Origin of the sequence: Streptomyces sp. H27-D2 (genome assembly GCF_035828615.1) — a bacterium.
Lineage (GTDB): Bacteria > Actinomycetota > Actinomycetes > Streptomycetales > Streptomycetaceae > Streptomyces.
This window is the reverse complement of record NZ_JAYMZR010000177.1, coordinates 1-6024: the sequence shown is the minus strand read 5'-3', so window position 1 is coordinate 6024 and position 6024 is coordinate 1. Positions and strand designations below refer to the sequence as shown.

Sequence of the window (6024 nt, the reverse complement as noted above, 5' to 3'; positions counted from 1 at the left end):
GTACCGCTGCCACAGCCACCGGTACCGCTGCCACAGCCACCGGTACCGCTGCCACAGCCACCGGTACCGCTGCCACAGCCACCGGCACCGCTGCCACAGCCACCGGTACCGCTGCCACAGCCACCGGCACCGTCGTCGTCTCGAACGCGGCCGCCGCCCCCGGCGCCGGGACCGACGCATCAACGAAGAGGCCCGATCACCAGTGACCGCCCTGCTCCGCTACCAAGCGGCCCTGCTGCTCCGCTCGCACCGCTGGCTGCCGCCGGTGCTCCTCTACGTGGTCTTCCTGGTCGTCGGCGTACAGGGCGGGCAGCCGATCCTCGACTCGCTCGGCTACGCAGCCGCCGCGCTGCTCCCTGCCACCGCCTGGCTGGTCCGGATCTGCGTCACCAACGAGCCCGCCGCCGCCCGCAACTGCTGCGCCGCGGCGACGAGTCCGGCCCGGGTGCACCTCGCGTGTGTACTGACCGCGCTGGGCTTCGCCGTCGCCCTGGGCACGGTCGCGACCCTCCTTGTCGCGCTGATCAGCGACCCCAAAAGTACGGACGGGCAGGTCCGCGTCCCGCCCCTGTCGGCCGCCGGCGCCGGGCTGCTCGCCATGCTGGCGTGCGTGCTGTGCGGCCTGGCCGTCGGCGTGCTGTGCAACTGGCCGCTGCTGCGCAGCAGCGGCTGGGCGGTGCTGTCCACGATGATGGCCGCCCTGATGGTCCTGGTGGTCAGCGGATCGCCCGCGAACGCCGCGATGAAGGGCCTGGTCACCGGCTCGGCCCACGGGACGGTGCCGATGCCGCTGCTGCCGTTCGTGGTCGGGGCGGTGGCCGCCGGTGCGGCGACGGCGGTGGGGTGTGTGCTCAGCTCGCGACGGTCCTGAACCATCGACTGGCCCGGCCCGGCCCCACGCGGCTGGGGCGACTTGATCGCTCGCGCGATTCGTACGAGGGTCGGGCGCATGGACGACATCACGCGTGACGCGGGTACGCCGGGCGACGCCGATGCCCGGAGCGATGGCGCTCCCGGCGAACCCTTCGCGGACTGCGTGCAGTGCGGCAAGCCGACGGAGCGGCCGGCCTCCAGCCGGGGCGCGACGCTGTGCCCGGTGTGCGAGTGGCAGGAGGGTCAGCGCACGGCCTGTTCGGGCTGACGGGTGCGCGATGGCCGGGTCCGCCCGGTGGACGGCTGTCCTCAAGCGCCGGACAGGCTGAAATTCAGCCCTCCCCCGGCCTCCGGCCGGGAGGCGCCCCCAGCGCTTGAAGACAGCACGGCCGAAGGCCCGCGCAACCCCGCTGGTCACCGCCCTAGTGATGCCACCGCCCCGTAACCGCGAACGTCGTCCCCGGCGTGTAGCAGTTGACATACATCGTGCTGTGATCGGGCGAGAACGTGACCCCTGCGAACTCGCCCCACTCCGGCTCTTCCGGCGTGCCGATGTTCTGCCGGTTCCGGGCCATCGGGTAGACCTGCCCGCGCTTGGTGAGCCCGTAGACGTGCTGCGCGCCGCCGCCGTCCTCGCACACCATCAGGCCGCCGCTGGGCGCGAGGGTGATGTTGTCCGGGGACTCGCCGGGCAGCTGGATGTCGGTGCTCGGCCCGAAGGCGGCCACCAGGGTGAGCCGGCGGTGCTCGGGGTCGAGCCGCCACACCTGGCCGAAGTGGTCGGCGGCGGAGCCGTTCGAGCGCTTCGCGAAGCTGGAGACGAAGTAGACGGACGAGCCGCCCCAGTAACAGCCTTCAAGCTTCTGGGCGTGGGTGATGCCCTTTGTGCCGAAGTCCTGGAGCCGGACCGGGGTCTGCTTGGCGAGCGGGTCGGGGACCGGCACCCACTCGATGTGGTCGAAGGCAGCGCCGATCTCCTGCACGGCCGACAGGTCGGGCACGCCGGGCACCCTCATGGCCTGGAGCCGGCCGCCCGCGCGCAGCGAGCCGCGACCGCCGCGCGGCTTCTCGGGCAGGAAGCGGTAGAACAGCCCGAACGGCTTGTCGAAGGCGTCCTCGGTCTCGTAGACGACGCCGTTGTCCGGATCGATGGCGATCGCCTCGTGCTGGAACCGGCCCATGGCGGTGAGCGGGACGGCGCCGGTGCGGCGCGGATCGTAGGGGTCGACCTCGAAGATGAAGCCGTGGTCCTTGGTGTAGCCGTTGGTGCCGGCCTTGTCCTCGTTCTCCTCGCAGGTCAGCCAGGTGTGCCAGGGGGTCGGGCCGCCGGCGCAGTTGGTGGAGGTGCCCGCGATGGCGACCCGCTCACCGAGCGGCCGGTTGTGCTTGTTCAGCTCCAGGGCCGTACAGCCGCCCATGGCCATCGGGTCGTAGGTGAGGCCCTCGACGGCGGGGACCCGGATCGCGGCGGTGGGGCGGTTCTCGTGGTTTCTGACCAGGTGCACGTTGCCGTGGCGGCCGGGGAAGGCCGCCATGCCGTCGTGGTTGCTGGGCACCTTGCCCTCGCCGGAGCGGAGCGGGTCGCCCTCGCGGGACAGCACCCGGTAGCGGAAGCCTCTGGGCAGATCGAGCAGTCCGTCGGGGTCGGGGACGAGCGGACCGTAGCCGCCGTCTCCGAGTCCCTGGGCGGAGGCCGTGCCGGCGAAGATCTCCGAGATGCTCCCGGCGAACGCGATTCCCGCGCCCAAGGCGCCGGTGCGTGCCAGGACCTGACGACGTGTTGTGGACATGAGGGTCACTTCCCGTTGGCGGACGGAAGATCTGACGTGTGTGTTTATCACGCAGTCGGCCTCGCGGGAACCAGGTGCGTCACGACGCGTCGCAATGGCGCGACGGGGTGACGCGCGTCCTCGGACGCGGCTGCGGGCTACGCCTCGACGAGGCTCTTCGCCTCGCGCGCCAGCGCGGTGAGCCGGGAGATCGCCCGGTAGTACTTCTTCCGGTAGCCGCCCGCGAGCATCTCCTCGCTGAACAGCCGGTCGAACGGCATCCCGGAGGCGAGCACCGGCACCTCCCGGTCGTACAGCCGGTCGGCCAGCACGACCAGCCGCAGCGCCGTGGACTGGTCCGGCACCGGCTGGACGTCGGTCAGGCAGACGGCCTCGATGCCGGCGCACATCGCGCCGTACCGGCTCGGGTGCACCTTGGCGAGGTGGTCGAGCAGCGTCGGGAAGTCGTCCAGCGAGGTGCCCGGCGTCCGGTACGCGGCGCGGGTCACCTGGTCGTCGGAAAACGGAGGCGGCGCGTCCGGCATGCCGCGGTGCCGGTAGTCCTCGCCGTCGATCCGCAGTGACCGGAAGCGCGCGGACAGGCCCTGGATCTCCCGCAGGAAGTCGGCGGAGGCGAACCTGCCCTCGCCGAGCTTGCCCGGGAGCGTGTTCGAGGTCGCGGCCAGCGCCACGCCCGCCTCGACCAGCCGGGCCAGCAGGCTGGAGACCAGTACGGTGTCGCCGGGATCGTCGAGCTCGAACTCGTCGATGCACAGCAGCCGGTGGCCGCTCAGCGTCACGACGGTCTGCTGGAAGCCGAGCGCGCCGACCAGGTTGGTCAGCTCCACGAAGGTGCCGAACGCCTTGTACTCGGGCGCGGCCGGGGTCGCGTGCCAGAGGGAGGCGAGCAGGTGAGTCTTGCCGACGCCGTAGCCGCCGTCGAGGTAGACGCCGCGCGGGCCCTGGGGCGGCTCGGGCTTCTTGGCGAACCAGCGCCGCCTGGCCCCGCCGCCCGCCGCGCTCGCCCCGCCGAGCCCGGCCGCGAAGCCACTCAGCACCCGTACGGCCTCGGCCTGGCTGGGCTGCCCGGAGTCCGGCACGTATGTCTCGAAGCGCGCTGTCTGGAAGCGCGGCGGCGGCACCATCTCCGCGACCAGATGCTCGGCGGGGACGTGCGGGGCGCGCTCGGAGAGCGCCGCGGGGATCCGGTCGTCCGGCGGGCCGGCTATCGGACTGGGCTCGGCGGCGGAGGCGGCGGAGGCGGCGGGGGACGCGGTGGAGGACGACACAGCTGTCCAGGGTAGTACGTGCCGAACCGGGGGCACCCCCGTCCGGTCGGCGAGGCCTCGTGCCAGACTGCGGCCCATGCGACGTCTGTTCCCTTCCGCTGCCGAACTCTCCGCCGCCGAGCCGTCCGGGCACCTCGATCGTGAGTGGACGCTGGACGAGCTGGCGGAGGCCTACGCGTATCCGGTGCCCGGGTCGAACCGGGCGGCTGACCGGCCGCCGGCCGACGGCACGGGCGGTACGGCCGGTACGGGTGACGCGGCCGGCACGGGCGGTACGGCCGGTACGGGTGACGCGGCCGGTACGGGTGACGCGGCCGGTGCCGGTGGCCGCGACGCGGACAGCGGCGGCGTGGCGGGCGGCGCCTCGCGGGACCGCGCCCCGTGGCTGCGCGCCAACATGGTCAGCTCGCTGGACGGCGCGGCCCACCACGAGGGGCACTCGAAGCAGCTGTCGAGCGCCGCCGACATGCGGATCTTCGGGGTGCTGCGCGGTCTCGCGGACGTCGTGGTGGTGGGCGCGGAGACAGTCCGGCAGGAGGGCTACCGCCCTGCCCGCGCCCGTGAGGCGTTCGCGGAGCGGCGGGCCGCACTGGGCCAGCCCGTGGCCCCGGTGATCGCGGTCGTCACCGCGAGCCTGGACCTGGACTTCGCGCTGCCCCTCTTCACCGAACCGCTGGTGCCGACCATCCTGCTGACCGGAGCGGGGGCGTCCGCCGACCGGATCCGCGCCGCTCGGGACGCCGGCGTCGAGGTGCTGCTCGCCGGCGAGGGCGCGGGCGTCGACCCGGCGCGCGTGGTGAGTGAGCTGGCCGCGCGCGGGCTGCGCCGGCAGCTGACGGAGGGAGGCCCGAAACTCTTGGGGCAATGCGTGGATGCGGGGGTACTCGATGAACTGTGTCTGGCGCTGGCACCGCTGATCACGGCGGGCGACGCGCCCCGCATCGTGAACGGGCCCGGCTTGGCCGTTCCGAAGGAATTCGCACTCGTATCCGTACTGGAGGAGGCCGGCTTTCTTTTCACCCGATACCGTCGGACCTGACAATCAGCGGAATGGACCGTTCCGGTTCGCTTCCGCTGGGCAGACTTGAGTCACGCAGGCCCCGTGCGGGCACGGGGCAGGATGGTTTCTGTTGGGCCACTGGCCCACGGAGCAGAAGGGCGACGTCGTGTTCACGACCGTATTGATGATCGAGAAGCCGCTGACGCCCGCCGACGTGGAGTTCGTCACCACCCTGCACGGCGACGAGGCCGTTTCCTTCGTCGTTCTGATGCAGCCGCGCGGGGACCAGGACCGGTTGCTGCGGGCGATCGACGACGTCGCTCTCGGCGAGCTGGAGCAGGCAACTCAGGAGGGTGACGTTCCGGAGGGGCAGGACGCGATGCTCCCCGCCGCACGGGCTCTCCAGCACTCACTGGAGGCGCTGCGCGGGTCCGGCGCCGAGGCCGTCGGGCAAGTGGTCGAGGACCACCCGCTCGACCTGCTCGGCTCCATCGTCGAGCAGACCAACGCCGACGAGGTCATCGTGCTGACAGCTCCGCACTTCGTCGAGGAGTTCTTCCACCGCGACTGGGCCTCGAAGGCCCGCCACAAGGTCGGCGTCCCGGTGCTCAAGCTCTTCTCGCACTCGGACTGAGCCACTCGGCGAGGCATGGGGGCCGACCGCGAGGATGCGGGCGGCCCCCGGCACCGTGCCGACGGGACGCTGTGCCGAGGGGACAGCCGGCTGCCGGAACCGGCCCGCCTAACCCGCGCCCGCCTCAACCCGCGCCCGCGTCAACCCGCCTGCCGCCTCCCCCTGCCTCAACCCGCCCGCGCCAACCGCCCGTCCGCCATCGACAGCACCCGGTCCGCGCGGCCCAGCAGCCCCTGGTCGTGGCTGACCAGCACCGTCGCCGTGCCGTGCCGCCGGGTCACCTCGGCCAGCAGGCCGACGATCTGCCGCCCCCGCTCGTGGTCCAGCGCCGAGGTGGGCTCGTCCACCAGCAGCACCGACGGGCCGCCGAACAGCGCGCGGGCGATGTTCACCCGCTGCCGCTCGCCGCCGGACAGCTGGTGCGGACGCCGGTTCCGCTGCGCCTCGTCCAGAGGGACC

8 protein-coding genes are annotated in these 6024 nt (G+C 72.7%); 5 read left to right on the top strand and 3 right to left on the bottom strand.

The window, feature by feature from the left end; genetic code table 11:
• The 3 genes from QMK28_RS33510 to QMK28_RS33500 all read left to right on the top strand — a co-directional run.
• A partial coding sequence (locus tag QMK28_RS33510; RefSeq protein WP_326443465.1) for a hypothetical protein occupies window positions 1-206 on the top strand: 206 nt, incomplete at its 5' end.
• Window positions 203-871: an ABC transporter gene (locus QMK28_RS33505; RefSeq protein ID WP_326443464.1), complete on the top strand. Its 669-nt coding sequence runs from the start codon at window positions 203-205 to the stop codon at window positions 869-871. The genes QMK28_RS33510 and QMK28_RS33505, both read left to right, overlap by 4 nt.
• A gap of 78 nt (window positions 872-949) precedes the next feature.
• The gene (locus tag QMK28_RS33500) at window positions 950-1141 is read left to right on the top strand and encodes a hypothetical protein (RefSeq protein WP_326443463.1); all 192 of its coding nucleotides are present in this window, start codon (window positions 950-952) and stop codon (window positions 1139-1141) included.
• Window positions 1142-1295: 154 nt separating this feature from the next.
• Here the strand turns inward: QMK28_RS33500 and QMK28_RS33495 are convergent, their stop codons facing one another.
• Window positions 1296-2663 carry a PhoX family protein gene (locus QMK28_RS33495; protein WP_326443462.1) on the bottom strand — a complete coding sequence of 456 codons (1368 nt, stop codon included), beginning with the start codon at window positions 2661-2663 and terminating at the stop codon, window positions 1296-1298.
• A 137-nt stretch (window positions 2664-2800) separates the two neighbouring features.
• Window positions 2801-3931 (bottom strand): cell division protein ZapE, encoded by a 1131-nt coding sequence (zapE, locus tag QMK28_RS33490; protein ID WP_443050908.1) that lies wholly within the window; start codon window positions 3929-3931, stop codon window positions 2801-2803.
• A gap of 76 nt (window positions 3932-4007) precedes the next feature.
• Between zapE and QMK28_RS33485 the strand changes: the two genes are divergently transcribed.
• Both QMK28_RS33485 and QMK28_RS33480 read left to right on the top strand, forming a co-directional pair.
• Window positions 4008-4970 (top strand): pyrimidine reductase family protein, encoded by a 963-nt coding sequence (locus QMK28_RS33485; RefSeq protein ID WP_326443461.1) that lies wholly within the window; start codon window positions 4008-4010, stop codon window positions 4968-4970.
• A 127-nt stretch (window positions 4971-5097) separates the two neighbouring features.
• A complete protein-coding gene (locus tag QMK28_RS33480) occupies window positions 5098-5565 on the top strand; it encodes an indole-3-glycerol phosphate synthase (protein ID WP_326443466.1) in 468 nt (155 codons plus the stop codon).
• A 167-nt stretch (window positions 5566-5732) separates the two neighbouring features.
• Here the strand turns inward: QMK28_RS33480 and QMK28_RS33475 are convergent.
• Window positions 5733-6024, bottom strand: a 292-nt coding sequence (locus QMK28_RS33475; protein ID WP_326443460.1) for an ATP-binding cassette domain-containing protein, incomplete at its 5' end; no start/stop codon positions are given.